Raw genomic sequence first — 24656 nt, 5'->3', positions numbered from 1 at the left:
TTAAAGGAAGCACTATGTTCGGTACCGCGACTCGCGAAAGCGCCACACGCGTATTACTTTTAGGCTCTGGTGAACTCGGTAAAGAGGTGGCAATCGAATGCCAACGTCTTGGTCTGGAAGTGATTGCCTGTGATCGTTACCCTGATGCACCCGCGATGCAAGTAGCACACCGCAGTTATGTTTTCGACATGTTAGATGCAAGCGAGCTAGAGAAAGTTATCGCTGCAGAACAACCTGCGTTTGTGGTTCCGGAGATCGAGGCCATCGCAACAGACAAGTTGGTAGAACTTGAGGAACAAGGCTTAAACGTGGTTCCTAGTGCAAAAGCAACCAAACTTACGATGAACCGTGAAGGGATTCGTCGTTTAGCTGCAGAAGAGCTTGGCCTCACTACCTCACCCTATCGCTTTGCAGATAACTATCAGCAATTTGTCGAAGCCGTTGAAGCGGTGTCGATTCCTTGCGTTGTAAAACCCGTGATGAGTTCTTCTGGCAAAGGACAAAGCGTGATTAAATCTCCAGCCGACATTGAGAAAGCATGGCAATACGCTCAAGAAGGCGGTCGCACAGGCGCTGGACGAGTGATTGTTGAAGGCTTTATCGACTTCGATTATGAGATCACTCTTCTTACCGTCCGCGCGGTTGATGGCGTGCATTTCTGTGCACCAATTGGCCATCGACAAGAAGATGGAGATTATCGTGAATCGTGGCAACCACAAAAAATGTCTGAAAATGCTATCAAAGCCGCAGAATACACCGCAGAGCAGGTCGTCAATGCATTAGGCGGCTACGGTCTTTTCGGTGTAGAACTTTTCGTCAAAGGTGACAAGGTGATCTTCAACGAAGTCTCCCCTCGCCCGCACGATACTGGGCTAGTAACGCTCATCTCTCAAGAAATGTCTGAATTTGCTCTCCACGTTCGCGCATTTACTGGCATGCCAGTCAACAAGATTACCCAATACGGCCCTTGCGCGTCAGCGGTGATTTTAGGCAATGGTCAGTCAGAGAACATTCGCTTTGACGGGATGTCTGACGCTCTTGAACAACCGCAAACCCAGTTGCGTCTTTTTGGCAAACCCGATATTAATGGTCGTCGTCGTTTAGGCGTGGTGTTGACACGTCGTTCTAGCACTGAAAAAGCAGTGGATGCGGCAATAGAAAGTGCCAAGAAAATCAAAGTGATTTACTGAATATCGTTTTTCGATTAAGCAAATTAAAAAGGGTAGCTCACGCTACCCTTTGTTATTTATTGCTTTCAATAACGTAGACTTCTTCGCTAAAGCGACTTAAGCCTTGTTTTGCAATTTTGGGATGATGTTCATCCGCAATGTCTTGATGCAAACGTGTCACACGCATGCCCGCAAATAAGTGTTCTATCTCTTTTTGAGTCACCGAAAACGGAGGGCCGGACATCTCTTGCTGAGGGTAATCTAAACTCACCAGTAAAATACGCCCGCCAGGATTTAATAGACCACGAATGCGTTGTACATACTCCACTCGCATCTCTTCTGGCAACGCGATCAGTGCAGCACGGTCGTATATCAAATCTGCTTTACTGAGCGGAGCGGTGAAAAAATCCCCCGCGTAAATAGCCAACTCATCAAACTGATAGAGCTCATGTTGGCCGGAAATCGGAATCACCGTCGGAGTGTAGAAGTGCTCTGCAAAAAATGACCGCACAGCAATCAAACTAAGTTCAGCGCCTTCAACGTGATCATGTTTTGTGGCTAACCACGCAAGATCTTCTGTTTTGCCACAAAGTGGAACCAAAACCGTTTCTTCTCGCTTCGGGGCCAATACAGACCAAAAACGGGTCAACAATGGGTTAACGTCTTCCAAATGGAAGCCAATCTGATTGCTGGCCCATTTGTTGTGCCAAAATTCTGCATCTCTCATCGTGATTTGTATCTTTCTTTTGAACTGACCTGCGCCATAGCCTAACCAATAATTAACATTGAAAACAGTGAAAAGTGGTTTTCGTTCATATTTCGTTAATCCCAGAAATGTAGAGTGTATGACTGAAATCGGAGGATTATGCAGTGTGTGACACTGCGCACATAAGAGAAACATATACACTTATCTTGATTGTTTCCTGACAGTGCGCCCCCATAACTTAAGTAACTTGACTGTGTTTTAGACCTTTTAACTCCCCCGTTTACTAAAACAACGCAAGTTAAGGAGAGTGAATGAGCTTATTTCTTCGTACTACCGCATTGATGCTTTTGGTACTAAGCCGTGCACCTGCGTTTGCAGCCATTCCCACCGCGCCATCGAACCAAGAAAAACAGCGCGAAACCAGCCAAAATGAAGTGTGCTCAAAACTGTTTAAACACAGCTTGAGCGGTTTATACGGCATTCAATCCACTGATACGCGACCACTTCAACCCTACACTGATTTCGACGTGCTTTATAGCAAAGCACATCAAGCGCAATTTGAGCTCGAGACCATCGTAAAGAGCACGGCGCTGTTGACGGATACTCAGCCCTATTTTGCTGGTGTGAAGTCACAACAACGTGCAAAACAAAAAATTGCCTTGGAACTTAATCATCAACCAGAGCGTATTACTGACCTCGCTAGGGCAACCATTGTGGCCGATGACGTGGCTAGCCTTGTTAGTGCCTACGAGGCTTTAGAGCGAGAAACACGCATCGTAAAGGTGAAAAACCGCTTTAAGAGCCCAGGTGAGTCTGGATATCGCGACCTCAACCTGTTGGTGCAACTACCAAAGACTAACTTAGTTGCAGAAGTCCAATTGCACCTAAAAGCCATTGCAGATGTGAAAAGTGGCCCTGAACACGATTTATATCAGCAAATTCAAATGATGGAGAGACAAGCGGCAAGTGAAACGCGTTCACTGAATGATGTCGAGTTGGCGACCATTAAACGACTAAGAAGCCACTCGAAAGATCTTTACCAACAAGCGTGGCAACCTTATTTAACCACACACTTGGAAGCGGCTTAAGCGCTTAAGCAAATAAGCGAGTGAGATACCGCAGATAAACGAAGACCACGCAATGCGTGGTCTTTCAGTGTTCAGATTCAATTACTTTTTAAGATTTTCTACGCGAGCTTTTAGCTTCTGGCCCGGTCTGAAAGTGACAACGCGTCGTGCAGTAATTGGAATGTCTTCACCGGTTTTTGGATTACGACCAGGTCTTTCGTTCTTATCACGTAAGTCAAAGTTACCAAAACCTGATAGCTTTACCTGCTCGCCATTTTCTAGTGCCTTGCGAATTTCTTCAAAAAACACTTCAACCGTGTCCTTGGCGTCCCGTTTACTAAATCCTAGTGTTTCAAACAGGTTCTCTGCCAAATCGGCTTTTGTGAGCGCCATAAAACTTTCCTCAAAGCTAAGTTATACCTTGCTACACAGTGGGTAGCGCCAAAGCAATTTGCCCTACCAATCAACAACATATCGGGCTTACAACGGAAAGTGTATGCCAAGCTTCTGATTTACGCCAACTTTTTATTTGATCTAAATCGCGCATTGAAATCAAAAAAACAGCGCTAGAGTGTCAATTTTTGAAGCAATTCAACAAAAAATGTAATAAAGCAAACACTTATAAAGACTAAACAACTAAACTTAAGTCAAATTACGAAATTTTTATCTATTTGATATTTTCGTTAGCTATCGCATGTTTTTTCACCACTCTGACAAAACCTTCCTTTTTATCAGTAAGTTGCAACCGCAATAACATGCACATAAATAGGATAACACCCTAGCAATTTGTTTCAAAAATAGCAGTATTTCATTCGTGCAGTTGCACTTGATTCACATCATCGATACAGATAACGCCAAGCGCCGTTAAGTGACTGAGCACCTGTGCGTTGTTTTCTGGAAACACTGCGCGAGTTGACGCCAAATTTAGAATCACCTTAAAACCTGCGGCAACAAGCTGTTCAATGGATTTCTTCACGCAAAAGTCCAGTGCCAACCCACCGACAAGCACAGTATCTATTCCATGGGTACGAAGGAACTCAATTCCCCCTGTCGATAGCGTATCGGCTTGGTCATGATAAAATGCCCCGTATGGGTGAGCATCGGGATCGATACCTTTATTCATTTGGAAATCGTACTCTCGAATAGCCGGTAACCCCGGTAACAATTCGACACCCTGCGTACCGACAATACAATGCGGATTCCATTTAATATCCACTTCCGGAAGACCAACCGGCTCTAACATGTTTGCAGGCGTTTCAGCTTCCCACGCAGCTCCCGGAGGATGCATATCGCGCGACACTAACTTTAACTTTGTTTTTGTGTGATTCTGCTTTAACGCTTCAACAATTTCTAACGCACCGGAGACAGGAAGCTCATTCGGGCATAACTCACTAAACCCTTGTTGCGGATCCACATCTAACGACGCGGTGCGATTTTTAAAGATATCTACCATGTTTAACTCCCTTTAACGCAAGCAAGTTTGAAAATAGGTTACGTGCTTATGCGCTAAGCTATAAACTTGAGCGGGCTTGCCTCCTTTCCCCTTATTGGTCGAGGCAATTTTATTCGCGCTAACGATCACACCAGTATCGATCAAGCGTCGCTTGATCGTCATGCGGTTCACATCCACACCAAACTTGGCGTAGGCATGAATGATGTCAGAAACGAGAAACTCTTTTTCGAGTGCAAACAAAACCACCGAAGTGTATTCGATCGCGGCACGTAATTTGGTCCATGCGAGGCGAATTAAATCAGCATGGTCAAAGGCCAGCGCCACTTTACCTTGCAGTACCGACTCAAGCGCGAACCAAGCCAATTGCTGATCGCACAAACCACAGTTTTGAATTTGTTCGATATTGGTTTGATTAAGTAATGCATAGTGAGCGATGGTCACGCTCCAACCATGGGGATCGCGCTTTGGATTACCATCCACCATCGGCTCACTGATGTAGTGAGGATAGGTATGAATTTTTTGTCGGCAGATACGACGTCGCGCAGAGTCAAAATCAGCGTCGGCGGGTTGTCCTCCCTCTTGGGATAAATCGTGTTCAAACACAAATCCTCCCGGAATAGACCACATGCCATGCTGCGGTCGCTCAGGATTGGTGCGCTTAATCAGCAGAACTTCCAACCCTTTCTCACCTAGCTTCAAGCAAATCATGTCAATCGTAACAATCATACGCTAACTCTTAAATATCAAACTGGCACTACAATACTGAGACGCTCCTATAGGGTCAATAGGAAAGTACACTTTTGTTCCTAACTTTGTTTTATACCTAGTCAATCGATTCCCGTTGTACTTTACCCACCCAAGAAGATAATCAAATTAGCTGACACTAGCCTCGCCGAGCAATGAGACGTTAGTAACAAAAATTGACAAACTATACTCTCTCATTTAGAGTTCAGCACATTAATGAACAAAATGTTCTTAACCTAAATAGGGTGAAAACAGATACATGTGCGCGCCACTTTTTCAACCAGCCATTATTCAAAGTGTTCTTGATTTAGATGTCTATAAAATCAATATGATGCAAGCCGCGTATCGATTTTATCCTCAAACGCAAGTGCGCTACGAACTGATCGTTCGCTCGGATGACAACTTGTCTGATTTAGTGGAAGAGGTTCGTGAGGAAATCGACCACCTCGCAGAACTTCGCTTTGATGCTGCCCAACTGGCTTACTTGGCAGAGAAAGCACCCTATTTAACGGCTGAGTTTCTCTCCTATTTAGAAACCTTCCGCTTCCACCCTCAGCAACAAGTCTCTGTTGGTATTTTCCGCACCGCACAGGGCGATTGCCAACTCAGAGTCACCATAAACGGTATTTGGCACGAAACCATTCTCTATGAAACCTTAGTGATGAGTATTATCTCAGAGCTGCGCAATCGTCGTTATTGGGCACAAATACCCCAGTCTCAACTGCGCAAGGTATTAGAGGACAAACTGGACTTTTTAGATTCGGAACTTAAACGCCGTAATATTACTCATTTCCGCTTCTCTGAGATGGGGACACGACGCCGATTTAGCTTTGCTGCGCAAAAAATGATGCTTGACGTATTACGTGCACGAGTACCAGAGCTGCTCTTAGGCACCAGTAATTATCACCTTGCTCAAGAGTTCAATTTAACGCCAATTGGCACGGTCGCACATGAATGGACCATGGCGCATCAAGCGCTTGTTGCTGTTCAACACTCTCAACGTGTCGCATTAGACAAATGGCTTGAAGCGTTTGATGGCAGCCTTGGTATCGCTTTAACCGACACCATCGGTATTGATGCGTTTCTTCGCGATTTTGACCGAGACAAAGCCACTGCCTATGCAGGCGTCAGACACGATTCCGGCAATCCATTTGTTTGGGGAGATAAAATCATCGCCCACTACGAAAGTCTCGGCATCGACCCAACCACTAAATCCTTGATTTTTACCGATGGACTGGATTTTGCGCGTGCGCTTGATATTTGCGAGTATTTCGCCGGACGCGCACAGATAAGTTTTGGCATTGGCACTTTCCTCGCCAATGATATGGGCAATTGGACCAATGACAAAGGCACCCGTTACCAACCGATATCAATGGTGGTCAAGATGGCAGAATGTAATGGCTCCCCGGTGGCAAAAATCAGCGACGAGCCAGAGAAAGCTATGTGTGAAGACATCTTCTTCTTGATGAACCTCAAGCAACGCTTTGGCTTAGAAGTGGATCTCGATAAAGCGATCGAGACGCTAAAGCAGATGAAACGTCAGCAGAAAAAGCGCATTCAAAGCGTCGCTTAAAACAAGTTTGCCCCGTCCTCTCATTGCACCTTTCGTAGCGATTGACGACAGACATAAAAAAACCTGCCAGTTGGCAGGTTTTTTGTCTTCTATGTTTAAGATTAGTCGCGCAGTGACGCGCCAAACTTCTCAGACACATGTGTAACGATGGCATCTACCGCGCCTGCGATATCTGCATCTTCCAACGTGCGCTCGTTAGACTGTAGAGTCAAAGCGATTGCAAGGCTCTTCTTGCCTTCCTCAACGCCTTTGCCTACGTAAACGTCAAACAGTTTTGCCGCTTTAAGGAACTCACCGCCCACTTCTAGACACGCATTGACGATGTCACCAGAAGCAACCGCTTCATCGACAACAACCGCGATATCACGACGGTTTGCAGGGAACTTAGACAATGCCACCGCTTCAGGGATCACTTTGCGATTGATTGCAGACCATTCGATCTCAAACACAATAGTGCGACCATTAAGACCGAACTTGCGCTCTAGTTCTGGGTGAACGGTACCAATTACACCAATTTCTTTACCATCAACAACGATCGCCGCTGACTGACCTGGGTGAAGTGCTGGATGTTTTGCTGCAACGAAGCTGTATGCTTTGTCGTTTGCAGAAAGCTCAAGAATCGCTTCCACATCACCTTTAAGATCGAAGAAATCAACCGTGTTGGTATCGATGTTCCAATGTTCTTCACTGCGAGTACCCGCGATAACACCGGCCAGCATTGGCTCTTGGCGCATGCCGTTTTCAGCCGTGTCACATGGGATGAAACGCAGGCCGTATTCGAATAGACGAACACGTGGTTGCTGACGCTTCTGGTTGTGAACCACTGTGTTTAGCAAACCTTGAATCAAGCCAAGACGCATTGCTGACATTTCTGCAGAAATTGGGTTTGGCAGGATCAGCGCATCAACACCTGGAACAACCAATTTCTGTTGTTCAGGCTCAACAAAGCTGTAAGTGATCGCTTCGTGGTAACCACGGTCAACAAGCAAGTCGCGAACACGTTTAAGAGGAATGTTCGCCTCTTGGTGATCGTGCATTTTCAGTGCGGCGGTTGGGTTTTGGTTTGGAATGTTGTCGTAACCGTAAATACGGCCAACTTCTTCCACCAAATCCTGCTCAATCGCGATGTCGAAACGCCATGTTGGCGCCACGGCAACCCAACCTTCTGCGGTCGTTTCTACCGTCATACCCAGACGCTCTAGGATCTCAACCACGTCGCTGTCTGCAATGTGATGGCCTAGAAGGTTGTCCAGTTTCGTGCGACGCAGTGCCACTTTGTTTGGCTTAGGCAGTTCTGCTTCAGACTCTACAGCAACAACAGGTGCTACTTCACCGCCACAGATTTCAACAAGAAGCTGAGTTGCACGCTCCATTGCGTTCACTTGCAGTGCGTAATCCACACCACGTTCGAAACGCATTGAAGAATCCGTATGCAGACCGTAGCTACGAGCGCGGCCACGGATGTGGTCAGGTGCAAAGAAAGCACACTCAAGTAGCACATCTTTGGTTTCAGAGGTTACACCGGACTCTTCACCGCCAAAGATACCTGCGATTGCCAGTGCTTTGTTGTGGTCTGCAACCACCAATGTATCGGCATTCAACTCTGCTTCGCTGCCATCAAGAAGGGTGATTTTCTCGCCCTGCTCAGCCAAACGAACTACGATACCACCGTCGATCTTCGCTAGATCAAACGCGTGCATTGGCTGGCCTTGTTCTAGAAGAACAAAGTTTGTGATATCAACCACTGGATCGATTGAACGAATGCCACAGCGACGCAGTTTTTCTTGCATCCATAGCGGTGTTTTCGCTTGAACGTTAACGTTTTTCACCACACGACCAAGGTAACGTGGACACGCCGCTGGTGCTTTAACGTCAATCGCAACGGTGTCATCAATAGAAGGCGCAACAGGAGCAACAGAAGGCTCTGTGACGTCAGCACGGTTGAGTACACCCACTTCACGCGCCATACCGCGGATGCTGAAACAGTCAGCACGGTTAGACGTCAAATCAACATCTACGGTCACGTCATTCAGTGCTAGGAAATCACGGAAGTCCATACCGATTGGGGCATCGCTAGCCAGTTCCATGATGCCATCCGATTCCACATCGATGCCTAGCTCTGTGAATGAGCAAAGCATGCCGTGCGAAGGCTGACCACGTAGTTTCGCTTTCTTAATTTTGAAATCACCTGGTAGCACAGCACCCACGGTTGCCACAGCCACTTTCAGGCCTTGACGACAGTTCGCTGCACCACAAACGATGTCCAAAAGCGCTTCTTCACCAACGTCGACTTTGGTGACACGCAGTTTGTCTGCATCTGGATGTTGACCACATTCCACAACGTGACCAACTTTAACACCGTTAAAAGTGCCTGCTACAGGAAGAACATCGTCTACCTCTAGACCGGCCATCGTGATTTGGTGAGTAAGCTCGTCAGTAGTAACCGCAGGGTTTACCCACTCACGAAGCCAAGATTCGCTGAATTTCATTGTGCTTAAACCTCTGGATTACTTGAACTGTTTTAGGAAACGAAGATCGTTCTCGAAGAACGCTCGTAGGTCGTTCACGCCATAACGAAGCATGGTTAGACGCTCAACACCCATACCGAATGCGAAACCAGAGTATTTTTCAGGATCGATGCCAACGCTACGAAGTACATTCGGGTGAACCATACCGCAGCCTAGTACTTCTAACCATTTACCGTTTTTACCCATTACATCGACTTCTGCTGAAGGCTCAGTGAATGGGAAGTAAGACGGACGGAAACGAACTTCCACTTCCTCTTCGAAGAAGTTACATAGGAAATCGTGCAAGATGCCTTTTAGCTGTGCAAAGTTCACGTTTTCATCCACCAGCATGCCTTCCACTTGGTGGAACATTGGCGTGTGGGTTTGGTCGTAATCGTTACGGTATACACGGCCTGGTGCGATGAAGCGGAATGGTGGTTTACCATTTTCCATCGTACGGATCTGTACGCCAGACGTATGAGTACGCAACATCAAATCTGGATTGAAGAAGAAGGTATCGTGGTCTGTACGTGCAGGGTGATCCGCAGCGATGTTTAGCGCGTCGAAGTTGTGGAATGCATCTTCGATTTCTGGGCCAGACTCAACGTTAAAGCCTAGTTCACCAAAAAACTGTTCAATACGCTCAACTGTACGCGTAACTGGGTGAAGACCACCATTTTCGATACGACGACCAGGTAGGGTCACATCGATGGTTTCTGAAGCCAGTTTTGCTTCCAATTCCGCTCTTTGCAGTGCGTCTTTACGAGCAGCTAAAGCGTGTTGAACAACCTCTTTGGCCTTGTTGATCTCTTGACCAGCTTCGCGGCGCTCTTCTGGTGGAAGTTTACCTAGGCTTTGTAGTTGAGCCGTTAGCTCACCTTTCTTACCTAGATACTGAACTCGCACTTCATCGAGTGCGACAAGCGACTGTGCGGCATCAATCGCAGCATTCGCGTTAGCAATGATCTCTTGTAGATGTTGCATCGTTTCCTCATCTACCTTCTGGTAGTGTCCATAAGGGAGTAATTGGTACTTTTTTGATAGCTGTACATAGTAGCTAAACCCGCCTCTAATGCCAAATTGAATTATTAAAAGAAGAGGTTATTGAGTAAAAAGACGCCAAATATTAAAAGAGGACAAAATCCCGGAGATCCGATTCATGGCATTTGGCTGAAAAAGAGGCAAAGTGAACGAAAAGATAAGCGTAAGTTCGTGTCTGAAACGTTCGCATCGAAACTATTAACACCTAAACCATTCGCGCCTGAACCAAAATGACCCAGACGCAAGTTGAGCGTACGACGAACTAAGCGTTGAGTTGAGTCGCGTTAACGCAATTTTTACCATTGTGCTTAGAGCGATACACAGAATCATCCGCGACTTGAATTAACTCTGTGTAGGTGCTCATCGCGGGCGTTCTTTCTGCCACTCCAACACTGATGCTACCGCGCCACGGTTCCAAGCCTGTTGGGATAAGCAGATTGTTCACTTGTTGACGCACAAGCTCAGCGACGTGTAAACCACCTGCGAGATCGGTATTTGGGCAAATCACCAAAAACTCATCTCCACCCAAACGACAAACAATATCGTCGCTGCGGAAACTGTGTTTCAGCGTGTGCGATAACTCTTTCAACACCACATCCCCGGCTTCATGGCCGCAACTGTCATTGACCTGCTTGAAATAGTCGGCATCAATCATGATGCACACCAACGGTGCGTCAGCGAGAGACGCATCATTCCACAGCTCTTTAAGCGTTTGAATGGCACAGCGGCGATTGGGTAACTGGGTCAAAGCATCGGTATAAGAAAGCACTTCCAGTTGTTTATTGGCTTCAACCAGTTGCCGTGTGCGCTCCTCCACTTTCTCCTCAAGGTGCTGATTGAGCGACAACAACTCTCGGTTACGCTCCGAGACTTGATTAAATAACGCGTTCAACGCGTCAAGTAGTGGTTGGGTCGAAGAATCACTTTTTCGCTCTTCTTGTTCATAGGCTTGTTGCGGAGTAAGCCCTGATTTTATCGCTTCCACTTGTCTTGCCATATTTTGGTCAATACCCAAAATATGATAGGCCAACCAATGAATCAGAAAATGCAGTAATTGCTCTGCCGATTTTTTGTTTTCTTCCGAGATAAAGCTCTGTATACCCATGATGTCAGACATGAAAGCACGATGAATTTTGATATGGTATTGCAAATGCTCGTGATAGACGCCCGCGTTACGCATCAAGTTCTCTTCTTCTTTGAAGTGAAACTCAGCGTAGCGAGACAGCTCAAACAACGCCATTTGAATGTCTTGTATTGATATCGTATTTTCTGAAATCAACTCACCGTAACGGTTGATAAACCCCACCAAATACTGATGTTGCTCATCAACATCTGCGATGCCGGTTTCAAAGTTTTTATCCCATTTGAATGAGTTCAATTGACAGCCCTTTAAAATGTGTCCGTTCTAACCGAACACTCTAAATACACTCATTTTTGAGGGATTTTATAGTGAATACAGCGAAAGAGCTTTATAGAAATGTTGAAAAAATGAGGTAGATCTAACTTGAACTGATATCACAAAACTCAAATCAATAGACCACCTCAATGGATAAGAAGAATCTAATTAATAAAATCAGATAGTTATCTTTAGAAATAATAATCTAGGCCAAGTTCAATAAAGTCATCTTTACGACCAAAGTATAGCAGGTCATTCGCGGTTTCATTTTCAAACAGCCATGCATCGATACGCCACTTGAGCTGATTGTTAATTCGGCTGCTCGCTTCGAGCTTGGCGTTGTAAACATCACTATTATCAAGATCTTGAGTCATCCCCATTAAGAGTTCGGTGCCATCTTCATCATTGAAGGCAAAACGCAACCCGGCAAAAACATCATTTTGTCCTATCGTCTGAGCATTGTTTCCTCGGCTGTCATACAAGTATTCCGCAATAAAGCCGATATCAACGGCGGAGTCCAACACGCCTACCCATGTGTATTCAAAACCCGTCACAACACCGGTGTGGTGATCGTCACTGTCTCGGTAAATGTTCTCAAGCTTCCACAGCCAATCGCCGACAATACCTTGGATATCAATGCCAACTTGAGACATTTGTGCGTAGAACGGTTTTATCTCCCCCCCGCTCAAGCGATAGTAGGGATCACGATTGGTGCCTTTAAAATAGCTGACTCCGATATCCCAATCTCCAAACATTTTGCTATATCGAAAGGCAAAATCGATGTGTTTCTCTGCTTGCGAAGATTGATATAACGCATCTTGAGAAATGGGCGGATTAGGCCTTAGTCTTCCCTCTTCGCCCGAAAACGTTCGCTCACGAAAATACGGCAGCACAAACCAATCTGTTGTTCCCCACTCTTTTACAACCGTCACATGCACCATCGGCTGTCCTAATTTGGCTTCGCCATCCACCGATTCAACCGCATCGGTCTGGTTAATCACATCCACTAAATGCGCCGATTCCGTTACCCCCCAAAACACTTTGCCGACGCCCGCTCTGAGCTCATAATCTCCCCAATAATTGAGGTAGAGTGCTTCGCGTATATCGCCATGAGAGCGCTCTTCATCCACCGCATCCCAACGATAAAATGGGATAAAAGTAAAACGGCCATTACCCTCACTTTGCTGCCAATAAAATTCAGGCTCGAATACCAAGGAACTTTGGCCTCTGTCTTGGCCTTGTAGCCCTGATGAAAAGAACTGCCTATGTTCAAGACTTGCACTGCCCGATAGCTCAATGCCGAAACACGGTAACGCAGCGGTGACAAGCAGCGTTGAGGCCAGCAACTGGCCTCCCTTAACGATGGTTTTCTTCATGTATCAATCCCACTACTTGATGCGTTTCAGCACGTTTTGCTCGAAATCGCTTTCCGTTAAGCCCGTTCGAAACGCCATTGCATTGGTCGTCAGTTCGGTACTTTTGCCCGTTTGATGATTCACCATCGTCATTTTATGAGCTCGCCAGTATTGATTGAGGTATTGCTGGTACTCATTAAATACGAGGGTTTTGAGTAACGCATTTTTGCGATCATAAAACTCCATCTTCAAAGGACGATAATGTTGCTGATCCAGCCAGACCACTTGGCGGGTATAGCCCGAGTTTTCATCCGTTGGCACTTGTTCGATAACAAATGCGTTCTCGCCATCTATCGATTCATCACCCAAATAGGCAAAACGGTATTTTTCCAGCTCGAACGAACTGAGATCTTCATAGGCAAACTCACTGCCCATAAAAGGGCCGGATTTATTACGTGACGAAATGCGTTTCACCCGTTTAAGCGCAGGCAAATAGAGCCACTGATCGTCCGCATCGCTGATGTGCGAATGGTTGAGAAACGCGGTACCTTGAACGTCTCTTGGCTCATCGAAGATGGTAAGCCCTTTGTCACCATCGGCTTCCACCTCCAGTGACTTCAAACGCATCAAACGAAGGCTACTTTCGCCTTGTGCATTTTTGAGGAGCATTTCCATGGTCGCGACCGAATCCCCCCAACCAAGGTCACGCTGCTTGCGCTCCTTGGCAATTTCTAATCCTTTGGCTTGATCATTCGCCATCGCTGGCGTGACGCCCAGTGCAGCAGACAGTGCCGTAAACAAAGCAGCCACCGCCGCCATCGTATTGAGTTTTTGTATGCTGAGTCTTTTCATCTTGATGTCCTTATTACGCTTGATTCGGTTGAATGGGTGTTGTGTTCGGCTCTTGAGAGTTTTTCAATTGGGCGTATTCCGCTGTATCAAATCGCATCAGTAACGATGGCAATAGAACGAAGTCGATCACCAAAGCGACGAAGATAACGATGGCGCTTAACTGCCCCATGTCTGAGTTGAGGCGGAATTGCGACATGGCCAACACCGAAAACCCGGCCACTAACACAACGGTGGTGATCCACAAAGCGCGCCCGACGGTATGGAAGGCATATCGCACCGCCTGCTCTGCGTTTTGCCCTTCTTTGCGGGCGTGCTGATACTTGGCAAGGAAGTGGACAGCATCATCGACGACGATGCCAAGCGTTAGTGTCACCACAACCGAGAGACCTAAGTTGATTTCACCGGAGATCAGCGCCCAAAGACCAAAACCAATCACCGCAGGAGCAATGTTCGGAACCAAGCTGATTACCCCTAGTCGCCATGAGCGCAGAGCAAAAATCATCAGTGCTGAGATTAGGATTAAGGTAATCGGCAAGGTAGACAGCATGCTGGCCATGTTCGTTTCACCGATATGAGCAAACATCAGCGATGGGCTTGAGGCGACCACTTGATATCGCGGCGCATTGCTGGCAAACCATTGGTAGATGCGCTCTTCCAACGCCACCAACTCGACGCTGCCTAAGTTTTTCACGGTCAATTGCAGTTTGACGGAAGACTTGTCGACATTGACTTGGTTATTCAGATCTAGACCAAACGGCAGTGACATCTCATAGAGAAGCAAGTACTGAGCGGCCAGCTCACGCTCTGCTGGCAATGCATAATAGGCACTATCATCACCGTGCATGTTTTTGTTTAGGCGCTTATAGATGTCAGACAACGATGCCACATGGTCCGTTTCAGGCTGCTCGCGTAGCCAACTGGTGAACTCACCCAAAACCTCTAAGAATTCTGGACTGGCAATCCCTTGGGATTGATGTGTTTTAATCGCGATGCTCATCGTGGTCATGCCACCAATTCTTTGCTCCATAAAATCGGCTGCTTGTCGAAATTCGCTACTGGTATCGAAATACTTGACCGATTCATCGTTGACTTTGTTGTAAGGAATCAAAGCGGCACTGCCTGCAATCACCACGATGGAAAGTGGCAGTAAAACGTTACGTCGGTGCACCACAAGATCCGCTAACTTATCCATAATATCCGACGATTTCGCCGCTTGTTTGGCACTAAAACGCACTGGCAACAGGTTAAGCAAGGCGGGCAGTAAACTCACGGACAACACACACGCAATCATCACCCCTAACGCAGACAAATTACCAAAATCTCGTAGTACGGGAGAATCAGACATGTTCATCATCAAGAAGCCGATCGCGGTGGTCACTGAAGTAATGATGATAGGCACAAAATTGAGCGTCACGCTGCGGTGAATCGCTGGTGATTTCGGCATGCCTTGGCGCATAAAATGGCGCATGCTGGCAATGACATGAACACAGTCTGCCACGGCCAATGTCATGATCAGTGTCGGCACATTTACTGAGGCCACATGCAAAAACATTCCAGCCCAGCCGACGATGCCCAACGTCGCAACAATAGCGCCAATAATCACCACTAACGTCGCCAAAACACTGAGAAACGAACGCAGCATGAGGGTGAGAAAAAGCAAAATCACCAAAAGCATTGTTGGCACTAACGTCGCACTGTCGTTTTGCGCCGCCATCGCAAACGAATGGTTCATCGCGATGATACCCGCCTTGTAGATGGTGACATCAGGATACTCTGCACGATAATGACTGAGCATTTGTTCGACGTATGCGACCACCTCGTTCACTTCAGCGGTCTCATCCACCCCTGGCATTTGCATGGTGATATTAATAACCGCAACATCGCCTTTCTCGGAGACCAAAGCGTTAACCAGTAGTGGCTCTGACATCGCGACCGCACGAACCTTGGCGATGCGTTCCGCTGTGAGTGGGTACGATTGATAAAGAAGATCTTCCACCAGCAGATCATCGTCTACCGCTTCGGTATGTTGGTAGTTAGCAAGCGAATCGACACGGCTTGAATAAGGCACTTGCCACGCTTGCTCTGTCATTTCTTGGATTTGAGTCAGTGTGCGCTGGTCAAACACATCGCCACTTTTAGGTGCTAAGACTAACGCGATGTTGTCCGTTTTCGCGAAGGTGGTTTGAATCTCATCAAAGGCCTGTAATTGAGCATTACTGCCGTCAAAAAAGATATTGTAATCCCCACGAAAATAGAGATTTTTTGCCCCCATCGCTGTCGCGACAATGGCCATCAGGCTGATGATAAGGGTCCAAAAACTGAACCGCGTTGAGAACGCGAGCAGTGAAGTGCGTTCATTGGTTGACTGCTGAAGATGGTTCATCACACTCTCCATTTGTGACGTTTCGTCAATAATCTCTCTTTAAAAACCAGCAAATGCTGGTTAAGAGAGGAAGAATTTTGGAATCAACAAAGAACAACCCATTTTTGTTTTTCCAAGTTCATTTTTTGACGATTCGTCACTAAGTGTGATTTAAAAACCAATCCTAAGATTGGCTTTGTTCCTTTATCGACCAACAGATTCGAGATAAGCGATTTCTTCAGCAAACAGTTCTTGCTCTACCCGTCGCCAGGTTTTGCGATAATCCCATTCGCTCGAAAGCGGCTTCCATCCGAGTCCATCAAGTAGCAAGTTCGCGTTATGTAGCACTGTAAATGGATCTTGAAGGCGACTGATACAGTGACTATTTGATGCGTTTTGCGTCAAGGCATTCGAACCAAATGCAATTGACCAGTTAGCAAATACAATGGCATCAGAACCCACGGCGGGTGAAAGTTTCACATCGCCGACTTCGGCCGCGTAGCTCACAAGAGCATCCGCACCTGAAATCACTTTTTCTTCAAGCTCATTTAACTCATTCACCCTCGCAGGCGACGCTTTCTCAAGCACCCATGGCGTTTTAGCCATGATGGCACAGGTCGATAACACCGGCTCTAGACGCGAGTAAATACGGTAACCGACATGCATCGCGATCATTTTTTCTCGCGTCGTACCTTCAAACGCTGCGGTACGATTAAAGAGAAGCGCTTCGTTTTTTAGCGAATGAATACACAGCGCTAAAATCACATCCTCTTTACTGCAAAAATGATTGTAAATCGTCCCTTTTGAGTACGGACTGGCCGCTGTTAGTTTGTCCATCGTAAGGTTGGCAAATCCTTCCTTCTGTACGATGGCTTTTGCTAACAGAATTAATTCAACTTCTCGATCAGCGATAGCTTGCTGTTTTTTCGTCTTTCCAGCCGAAAAGCCACACCCGTTTTGCTCATCACTTTTCTTACAACCAAAGTTAAACATCATTCACTCTTCCGTATCGACGTACTCCCGCTGCGATTGTAACACGAATCCCTACTAAAGGAATCTCACTCATTTTTGACGAACCGTCACAAATGACACTTCGTCATAATAGTGCATTAATTGATCTAATCAAGTCCTTCTTACGAGAAAAATTGATGAGGGTTATGTGTCAACCAAGCTGAAGTACAACTCATTCCATATACAATAAGAGCTCAGCAACTAAAAGAGGCGGTTGGAGCTCAAAACAAAACTATTAACATTCGAGCAGGCTCACAAATTAGTACTGGTGACACAAGATATTGATACTTTCCATGAATAGATGTTCTTCTTCCAATGATTCCTCTAGTATCCGTCAATCATAAAAAACACTACATTAATCACAAATTACAAGGAAAGTAGAGTGAAACAGTGTCATATTGCACTGTGTGCGCTAACTGCATCTTGCTTGCCGTTTACAGTTCATGCAGAAGATGTCGCCGAATCTATGGTGGCGCCACCGACTCAAAACAGTCCGTGGAATTTGACGTTTTCGACTTCATACAGCCGAAACGCCTACCCCGATAACAGCTATCTTGCATCACGTTCTCTCGACGCCAGTCTCACCGTGGAATATGAAACGGAAACCAACTGGCTCTTTAGCGCCAATTTCAGTGGCGTTCATCAATTCGACGGGCATGAGGGACAGTATTGGCGAGATGTCTGGTTACGAGCGGTTTACCGAGATCTCTATCAACCAACAGAAAATCTCAATTTTTCTGCGAGTATTCGTGGGTTAATTCCTATTTCTGACATCGCAAAAACCACCGACCTTTCTACTGCTTTTCGTGCGGATCTCAATCTCAGCTATGACCTTGGCTTTTTGCTTGAAGGGCTACAACTAACCGATTCCGTTCGTCTAAGAAAAAATTTCCATCGTTACACCACGGCAGGCAATCTTCAGCTCGAAGAGTATCGCCTGAGTAACAGTTTTGGTTTGAGCTATGAATATGGTGATTGGTGGATTTCCACCACCATAGACAGTTCAAAATCGTGGACCTACCGAGGTTCAGAATATTCTCCTGAATTCTCACACGCCGAAGAGATTGGTTACAACGTAACTGAAAGCTTTTCTATCGCTGCTGGTTTAACCAACAGCGCCAGGTATTTCGATACCGACCGAGGACCAAACCCAATCGACACCTTATTCGACTTGGACAAGCCAACTTACTACTTAACACTCACATATAACTATTAAACTGGTGCACAACATGTATAGAAAGTTATTACTCGCCACTATGGTGTCTGTGGCATTGTATGGCTGTGGCGCAGAGGAACGCGCATATGAATATCAACCGAGAGCTGAAGAGCAAATAACTAAAAGCTCTTTAGATACTGAAGCGCTTTGGCTTTATATGCCATCAACAGGCGCGGCGCCACGCTATGCGGCAACTCAACGAGGCTTTTTTCAGGGAACGCCCAAATTAGTCACGCTGCGTTTTGATAAAGCCAATGGCATCATCGCAGAAGAAGTAGACCGCGATACCATTATTAATGGCAAGCCAAGCCGATACGACAGCAGCATCAACCTTGCTCCGGTTCTTAAGATTCCTGGTGAATTCCAGCAATATCGCTGCGCTGAAGATCAGTTTGATGAGTGCACCAACAAAGAAGAGCTCAACACAGACGCCAATCTAAACTGGCAAGATACCACTCACTTCACGCCCGATTACGCGGGCATAAAGTCATTGGCCGTTGATACCGTTGACGCATGGTGGACTGCTGACAATGTCACAGAAACCGCCGAGCCTCGTTTAGTGCATTGGGAATACGACGCGGCAGCCGGTGTCATTAACGTTGAAGTTGAACGCACATTCACCGCCAGTGCCGATGATATGTATCAATTTGGTTCTCAACTGGAAGATCTTTCTTTCAAAACGCGTTTTTTCTACTCGCTGGTGAAACTCGACAAGCTTGCTAGCCCAGATTACGAAGTGGTCCACTACCCAGGCAAAGACTCACAGCGTTATGGTTTTTTTAATGATGAAAAAACACCACTTTCAGTCAATGGCGAGGCTAATCTACAAGGTGAGAAGTTCCGACTCATTAACCGCTTCAACCCGAAAAAAGAGTCCGTCGATTATTATTTAAGCGACAGTTATTTTTCACCTGAGGGGCGGGAGTTTCTGCAAACCACTCTCGACACTATCGCACACATTAACCAGATTCTTGCTGGTACTGGTGTGCCAAAAATCAACATCGTCAACAAAGACAAACCTGCAGGCAAACATCCCGGTGATTTGCGTATCAACATGTTTAACCTAATCACCGATCCGGTTGATAACGGATTGCTAGGTTACGGCCCATCAGCAACCAACCCGCTCACGGGTGAAATTGTCCATGCGCATGTGAACCAATATGCCGGTGTGATCCGCGCTTCGGCTCGTGAAATGTGGCGCAGACTAGCGGTTCACTACAATCGCCAAGAGATTGCCCGCCCAGCAGAGTTCAAATTGGATGAGACAGATCCAGCGGTCAACAATGGAACCGATGACTCTGATGCAGGCACCACCTCCATGACCTTTGGTGCCGAAAGGGTCTCTGACTTCATCGTAGATAAAAATATTACCAATATTCAAACGTCCCTACCCTTGGTGGCCGCTAGCGAGCCAGATTTCAATGACGGCGTAGTGACTTGGCTTCGCCCAGATATGCAGAGCGAATACAGCTTCAACAAACAAGCTTTATCCTACGCAAAACAGCGTCAAGCCTACGCTGAGCAAAACATGTATTCTGATCAGTTCTTGTGGGTAAGCACTCAGTCAAAAGGGTTGATCAAAGGTATTGATTACAAAGCAGGTGGCTATTTTGACAACGCTCATTTAGACCCTTCTGCACCCGATTACGCCGACAAGGTCAACACCAAGCTCAAAGCGTGGGAAGATCTCAACGCTGATCAGCAAGCGCAAGTAACCAAACAGATTTCGCAGCACATTTATACGTCAACGTTAGTCCACGAGCTTGGCCACAACCTCGGTTTGCGTCACAACTTTATGGGCTCAATGGATAAAAGTAACTTCTATAGCGAGCAAGAAATCACTGCACTTGGCTACGACAAAGTTCCTGCATACAGTTCCATTATGGACTACGGTGCGTCCATTTTTGACGAGCTGCCAACTTACGGTAAGTACGATATTGCCGCATTGCGTTTTGGCTACCAACGTCAAGCGGAAGTTAAAACGCTTGATGATAAAGGCGAAACGACAGTGGCTTACGTTAGCTTAAGTGAAATCGACGAAAAAGTGCGTCAAAACTACCGTGCTTATCCACTTGGTACTTTGGAAGTGCTCAAAGAGCAGTTAGCAAAACAAGACGATAACCAACCGACTCAAAGCGTTAAAAACTACTACTACTGTACTGATGAAAACACCAGTAGCACGACCACCTGTAACAGTTTTGACGAAGGGACCAATATCCTTGAGCTGACCGAGTTCCGTATTCAGCGATACTGGGACAGTTATGAGTACCTTAATAAGCGTAATGGGCGTAACCAGTTTTACGAATATCAGGTTCATAACTACACCATCGCGCGCCTCAATCAGTTCAATGAAATTCGCAAAGTTGTCGAAGATTTAGGTGAGATCGACTACTACTTCGCGCAACTTAAAGGGGAAGAGGAAGAGAGTTACGGGCAAAACGTAGCAAATTTCTACACAGACAACTGCCAATATAAGTTCCGTAGAAGTCAGCTACCACAAGGGGCACAGATGATTTGTGACACCTTTGATGCTTCATTGTTGGCAGCAAATTTCTTTGTTGAGGTGATGGCGCAGCCTGACCATGTTTGCGAAATTGAAGTCTCTAGCGATGGTCAGTCGTTATATCGCTTTGTCTCATTAAACGATCTTTGGGCGCAATTTGGCCAGAGCATTGCCTATAAAACCACGCTACCTGAGTCATGTTTCGACGCAGATTTGGTCGCTGAGTTAGCAAAAGGGTCACAGCCGATCAAAGTGCTCGCCGAGACGCGTGATGGCCGCCCGTATGCCGATATGAAAGCCAATAACCCGCATCAATCCTCATCCTCCGCCATTGATTTAATGGGGATTTGGACTGATAAACTACTTGCAGCGCAAATGTTGGTCCAACGAGATGATTGGACCAATGCACGCGACAGATCCAATATGGCTTTAATGGATGTTTCCGATGTTCGCAGTGGCACTAAAGGCACCCCCGTCAAAATGAAAGAATACTTGGGCTATCTAGGCTATGGGGCGACAAGCTTCCGAGGCCCAGTATTTGTCGATGAGAACGGTGAAAGTGTAGAGACAAAAACACGCTACTTACCTGATCTACGTAGCGCGATAGAAGTACCGGCTTATCTTCTTGGCTTAAAGAGCTACTACCAGTTGTCACAAACAACAGTGACGCCGTTCTTTAATGCCCTTGTCACCAACCTAGTTGCATTTGGCCAAGCTGAAGAGTATGGGCTTTCTGATAGCTCGCAACATTTGATCGACGATATTACTTTGACAAGACCAAGCTTATCTGTCGATTTAGACGGCGGTTATGAATTTACTTGGAAAGCACGCAAATACATGATCACGCGTCGTAACGGTTTGGCAAAAAATATGGCTCTCAAAGCGATGTTGATTGATGGCCGAGAGGAACAACGTGAGTTACTAAACAACGCGCCATACGCCGTTAAGCAAAATCTCAACTTTTCTCGCTTAGGGATACGCACACAAAAAGACGCAACTTTGTATCTACTTCGTGATACAGACACCGTGAATCTTTTGCAGTCTGCGGCTTACTTCGACAGTTTGTTCCGTGGGACAGTGCTAACGCCTGCGAAATTTGCCTTCGATAAGACCAACAAGTGCTACTACCCTGCTAAAAACGACGCAGAAAAGGCTTGTCATAGCAAAGATGATCTTCTGTTGGCTTGGCAAGCGATTGAAGAAAACAAAGAAAGCAATCCTGATTATTTAAAACAACTGTTAGCTTATTCTGAAGAGCAAGCAATAAACATTGCGAAGCAAATTGAGAGCAAACCTGAATACGCGCAATACTATGCAATTCCGACTGAAAGTATTTGGCTATGGAATTCTGGTGACTACCGTCGCTATCGTCGAGCAATCGAGCAACTGCCAGTAATGCGTTAACTAGATAAACAACGTCAGTAAAACAAAGAGCCGCCACACTTCATGTGACGGCTCTTTTTTTAGTTTTCATTCAAGATAGCCAAAGATTTCGTTTATCCCACTCTAGAGAGCAAGACTCGGCTTATCCCCTGATTTGTCAATTGCATCTTTGATTTGGTTTAAGAAATCATTTGGCAGTTTTCCAATGCCATCAGAGAACATCAACGGTTCATGCGGGCTCGCAATCAAGAGCACGTTTTTGAAATCAGACACTTCAAAATTACCTTCCGCCATATTTTCGCTATGATACTTAAGCACTTCTTTGGCAATCACTTTACCAATCGCTTTAAGTTGGTCATCGGTCAAATTCATACGTGAAAAACCAATTTTGACGCAATCTTTGTACGCGGTGGTCTGATCTTTCAGTGTTTGTGTGTACTTCTTGTTGAGCTTAGAGTTGTCCGCAAAACGATAGTACATTGGACCGATCAAACTGAACTTGTGATCTTCACTTAACTTGATCAAACCTAACATTTCCAAAGCACGGAAATAGGAGTAAGTGGTTGATTCATCAAGCCCATGTTTTTCTTTCATCCAACGAAATCCATCTTTATCACGCAAATGACGAATTTCTCGGTAAAAGTCGTAAAGTTCCGGAAAATTGAAAAACACTTCGTCTTGAGTGTGACTGAAGTAATTTTCATCGTTGGTTTGTAACTGAACCGCCAGTTTTTGCAACTCTTCTAGCGAAGTATCTGTCTCACGGCAATATTCCAGCAACTTATCGAGCGAAATGTTCGAGCTATAAAGGTGTCTTTTAAACGTAGAAAGAGGTATTCCTAACCTGTCAGACAACTCTCGATATGTCAGCCCCTTGCTTTTGATCGCCTGTCTTAAAGCAGCCAACAGATACTCGGGAGTGGTATCTTGCATATCTTCTTTCCCTATTATTAGTATTTCCGGGCTACATTTGTAACCAGTTCAAGATCTTTAGCAACTATTTATGTTGATTTAGTTATAAATAATGTGCTCAAAAACGTGTTTTAGCATTTATGGAACAAATATCACTAAACACACACATTTTAAGTAGTTATCTCGTTTATTCATTAAAAACAATAACAAAGAGAACATCATCCTCTAATTTCATCATTTAGAGTATTTTTTCTAATTTCTGTTAAGCATGGCTACTTTTTAACCTTAAATTGATACAAATATCGAAAACAATCGACCGATTGACCGTGCAAGGTCACATAATTTGCGATCAGGTTCATTTGCCTAAAACCACACTTTTCGAGCACTCTTTGCGATGCAAAATTGTCTGAGGCAACCACAGCAAGCACGCTTCTAAAACCTAGATTTTCCAATACCACCATCGATTTCGTCACCATTTGTGTGGCAATGCCTTTTCCTGCACTCTCTTCAGAAAATCGATAACCGAGCGTCGCAACGCCACGGTTAAACTTGATGTCGTGAAAGTTCACACGCCCCACAATGGCGCCATCATCCGATTCAACAATCATCGGTAGCATTCGCTTGTGTTGGTATTCTGATAAACAGTAATCGATGTGTTTTCGGATCCCCTGCTCAGAAAACATCGACGCGTCTCGCGGTGTGATGAAACGCTCAAACCAATGGCGATTTTCGTATTCAAATACCAGCAGCGATGCCTCATCGCTACCGCTCAGCATTCTCAAATGAAAACGCCCTTGCTCCACACTTGTCACGGATGACCTCATTATTGATTCCACTGATACTCCATTTGCTTGGCCGTCTGACGAGCCAAATCCTCGCCTTTCAACTTGGCGACCAAATAGAGGCTCATATCTATACCAGCAGAAATTCCACCACTGGTGGTGTATTTTCCGCTATCCACCCAACGCCGTTGCGACAAAACCGCCAGCTTGGGATAACGCTGTTTTAAATCTTCGATGTCTTCCCAATGCGTCGTGACTTGCAAACCATCAAGCAAGCCAGCTTCCGCCAGTAGAAAGCTTCCGGTACACACGGAGGCGACTGAACTCGCCTGCATTGCCGTTTTGCCGATCCAGTTAATAACATTGCGTTTCTTGACTTCATCACGATGATCGCCCCCGACAACCAAAAGCAAATCTAAGTGAGGGTGATTGTCGATGGAATAGTGGGGCTGAACATAGAAGCCACCTCGCCCTTTTACCTGTTTGTCTGTTTCGCCAATCAATGCGACTTGCCAATGGTTTTGACCAAAACGGTTGGCGGTTGAAAACACTTCAAATGGTCCTGCAAAATCGAGGACTTCCGCGTCATCATAAATATAAATTCCAATGTTCATCCTTGCCTCA

General features: G+C 45.9%; 19 protein-coding genes. 5 read left to right on the top strand and 14 right to left on the bottom strand.

The genetic code is table 11. The features are described from left to right. The first annotated feature begins 14 nt into the window (after positions 1-14). A complete protein-coding gene (gene purT, locus AOT11_RS13310; protein WP_017421071.1) occupies positions 15-1190 on the top strand; it encodes a formate-dependent phosphoribosylglycinamide formyltransferase in 1176 nt (391 codons plus the stop codon). Positions 1191-1242: 52 nt separating this feature from the next. On the opposite strand, the gene AOT11_RS13305 is transcribed toward purT, so the two are convergent. Then, positions 1243-1896 carry a thiopurine S-methyltransferase gene (locus tag AOT11_RS13305; RefSeq protein WP_017421072.1) on the bottom strand — a complete coding sequence of 218 codons (654 nt, stop codon included), beginning with the start codon at positions 1894-1896 and terminating at the stop codon, positions 1243-1245. A gap of 290 nt (positions 1897-2186) precedes the next feature. Here AOT11_RS13305 and AOT11_RS13300 point away from each other — a divergent pair, with 290 nt between their 5' ends. Further along, positions 2187-2963 (top strand): nucleotidyltransferase family protein, encoded by a 777-nt coding sequence (locus AOT11_RS13300; RefSeq protein ID WP_017421073.1) that lies wholly within the window; start codon positions 2187-2189, stop codon positions 2961-2963. A gap of 81 nt (positions 2964-3044) precedes the next feature. Here the strand turns inward: AOT11_RS13300 and ihfA are convergent, their stop codons facing one another. The 3 genes from ihfA to AOT11_RS13285 all read right to left on the bottom strand — a co-directional run bounded on the left by ihfA (position 3045) and on the right by AOT11_RS13285 (position 5121). After that, positions 3045-3335: an integration host factor subunit alpha gene (gene ihfA / locus AOT11_RS13295; RefSeq protein WP_017421074.1), complete on the bottom strand. Its 291-nt coding sequence runs from the start codon at positions 3333-3335 to the stop codon at positions 3045-3047. A 415-nt stretch (positions 3336-3750) separates the two neighbouring features. After that, positions 3751-4395 (bottom strand): cysteine hydrolase family protein, encoded by a 645-nt coding sequence (locus tag AOT11_RS13290; RefSeq protein WP_017421075.1) that lies wholly within the window; start codon positions 4393-4395, stop codon positions 3751-3753. Between the two features lie 12 nt (positions 4396-4407). After that, positions 4408-5121, bottom strand: coding sequence for an NUDIX hydrolase (locus AOT11_RS13285; RefSeq protein WP_026050558.1), 714 nt, complete (start codon positions 5119-5121; stop codon positions 4408-4410). A 277-nt stretch (positions 5122-5398) separates the two neighbouring features. Between AOT11_RS13285 and pncB the strand changes: the two genes are divergently transcribed. Then, positions 5399-6712, top strand: coding sequence for a nicotinate phosphoribosyltransferase (gene pncB / locus AOT11_RS13280; RefSeq protein ID WP_017421076.1), 1314 nt, complete (start codon positions 5399-5401; stop codon positions 6710-6712). A 101-nt stretch (positions 6713-6813) separates the two neighbouring features. On the opposite strand, the gene pheT is transcribed toward pncB, so the two are convergent. From pheT to AOT11_RS13245, 7 genes are all read right to left on the bottom strand, one after another. After that, positions 6814-9201 (bottom strand): phenylalanine--tRNA ligase subunit beta, encoded by a 2388-nt coding sequence (gene pheT, locus AOT11_RS13275; protein ID WP_017421077.1) that lies wholly within the window; start codon positions 9199-9201, stop codon positions 6814-6816. A gap of 18 nt (positions 9202-9219) precedes the next feature. After that, positions 9220-10203, bottom strand: coding sequence for a phenylalanine--tRNA ligase subunit alpha (gene pheS, locus AOT11_RS13270; protein WP_013571570.1), 984 nt, complete (start codon positions 10201-10203; stop codon positions 9220-9222). A 319-nt stretch (positions 10204-10522) separates the two neighbouring features. Continuing rightward, positions 10523-11638 carry a GGDEF domain-containing protein gene (locus tag AOT11_RS13265; RefSeq protein ID WP_017421078.1) on the bottom strand — a complete coding sequence of 372 codons (1116 nt, stop codon included), beginning with the start codon at positions 11636-11638 and terminating at the stop codon, positions 10523-10525. Between the two features lie 209 nt (positions 11639-11847). Beyond that, positions 11848-13032, bottom strand: coding sequence for a hypothetical protein (locus AOT11_RS13260; protein WP_017421079.1), 1185 nt, complete (start codon positions 13030-13032; stop codon positions 11848-11850). A 12-nt stretch (positions 13033-13044) separates the two neighbouring features. Beyond that, a complete protein-coding gene (locus tag AOT11_RS13255) occupies positions 13045-13863 on the bottom strand; it encodes an outer membrane lipoprotein-sorting protein (protein WP_017421080.1) in 819 nt (272 codons plus the stop codon). Between the two features lie 13 nt (positions 13864-13876). Next, positions 13877-16246: an efflux RND transporter permease subunit gene (locus AOT11_RS13250; protein WP_049797995.1), complete on the bottom strand. Its 2370-nt coding sequence runs from the start codon at positions 16244-16246 to the stop codon at positions 13877-13879. A gap of 183 nt (positions 16247-16429) precedes the next feature. Then, positions 16430-17218, bottom strand: coding sequence for a TetR/AcrR family transcriptional regulator (locus AOT11_RS13245; protein WP_026050557.1), 789 nt, complete (start codon positions 17216-17218; stop codon positions 16430-16432). A gap of 400 nt (positions 17219-17618) precedes the next feature. On the opposite strand from AOT11_RS13245, the gene AOT11_RS13240 reads away from it, so the two are divergent. Beyond that, positions 17619-18452, top strand: a complete 834-nt coding sequence (locus AOT11_RS13240; RefSeq protein ID WP_017421083.1) for a TonB-dependent receptor — start codon at positions 17619-17621, stop codon at positions 18450-18452. Positions 18453-18465: 13 nt separating this feature from the next. Beyond that, positions 18466-22359 carry a zinc-dependent metalloprotease gene (locus AOT11_RS13235; RefSeq protein WP_026050556.1) on the top strand — a complete coding sequence of 1298 codons (3894 nt, stop codon included), beginning with the start codon at positions 18466-18468 and terminating at the stop codon, positions 22357-22359. 102 nt (positions 22360-22461) lie between these two features. Here the strand turns inward: AOT11_RS13235 and AOT11_RS13230 are convergent, their stop codons facing one another. The 3 genes from AOT11_RS13230 to AOT11_RS13220 all read right to left on the bottom strand — a co-directional run bounded on the left by AOT11_RS13230 (position 22462) and on the right by AOT11_RS13220 (position 24646). Then, positions 22462-23271 (bottom strand): helix-turn-helix domain-containing protein, encoded by an 810-nt coding sequence (locus AOT11_RS13230; RefSeq protein ID WP_017421085.1) that lies wholly within the window; start codon positions 23269-23271, stop codon positions 22462-22464. Between the two features lie 251 nt (positions 23272-23522). Continuing rightward, complete coding sequence (locus tag AOT11_RS13225; protein WP_017421086.1) at positions 23523-24062, bottom strand: GNAT family N-acetyltransferase; 540 nt, start codon at positions 24060-24062, stop codon at positions 23523-23525. An 11-nt stretch (positions 24063-24073) separates the two neighbouring features. Then, positions 24074-24646, bottom strand: a complete 573-nt coding sequence (locus AOT11_RS13220; protein WP_026050555.1) for a DJ-1/PfpI family protein — start codon at positions 24644-24646, stop codon at positions 24074-24076. Positions 24647-24656 lie beyond the last annotated feature (10 nt).

Origin of the sequence: Vibrio vulnificus NBRC 15645 = ATCC 27562 (assembly GCF_002224265.1) — a bacterium.
Classification (GTDB): Bacteria; Pseudomonadota; Gammaproteobacteria; order Enterobacterales; family Vibrionaceae; genus Vibrio; species Vibrio vulnificus.
The sequence above is the reverse complement of the archived record's forward strand: the minus strand, read 5'-3'. Positions and strand labels throughout refer to the sequence as shown.